At 45.7% G+C, this 841-nt stretch carries 1 protein-coding gene; it reads left to right on the forward strand.

Translation table 11 applies throughout. The features are described from left to right. Nucleotides 1-841: LPS assembly protein LptD (gene lptD / locus R7P74_RS25645; RefSeq protein ID WP_318123461.1), on the forward strand; the 841-nt coding region annotated here is incomplete at both ends.

Genomic DNA, 841 nt, shown 5'->3' on the forward strand with positions numbered 1-841 from the left:
TCTCACTGCACTCTACATGCAGCAACGTGGCACCAAACTCGACACCGATTTCCGTTACCTAACCGATGGCTGGGGTGAAGGTAAACTGAAAGGCGAATACCTCAACAGCGATAAAAAATATCAAGATGATTCTCGCTGGGGTTACCAAGTTAAGCACGATGGTATTATCAATAAACAGTGGATTGTGAAAGTTGATTACTCACAAGTCAGTGACATTGATTACTTCCTAGATTTGGACTCTGACATCGGTAACCGTGAAGACGGTCAGTTAGTCCAAGAAGGACATGTGCAGTACCGTTCAGATTTCTGGGATGCGTCTTTAACCGTTCGAGATTTCCAAATCCTCTTGAAAGAAGAAAACCGTCCATATCGTTTGCTTCCTCAATTAGATTTGAACTACTACACGCCGTTGTGGGGTGATCACCTTAACTTCGACGTAAAAAGCCAAGTCAGCCGTTTTGACACTAGTGATACCGCTCGACCAAACGCGACTCGCGTTCACATAGAGCCGGGACTAACCATGCCGCTGTCAAACTCTTGGGCCACTTGGACAACGGAAGCGCGCGTACTTTCCACTTACTACTCTCAAGACCTTACTGGCTTGACAGACGTGGACTTGAAAAACCAGCTTGATGAACAAGTTTCTCGTGTTATTCCTGAGTTCCGTACCCATGCTCAGATTTACTTAGAGCGTGACACCAGTTGGATCAAAGGCTACACACAAACGCTAGAACCACAGCTTCAGTACCTATACGTACCAGAAGAAGATCAAACCAACATTTACAACTACGATACAACGCTGCTGCAAACTGACTACTACGGTCTATTCCGCAGTCGTAAG

Source organism: Vibrio sp. 2033, from assembly GCF_033339735.1.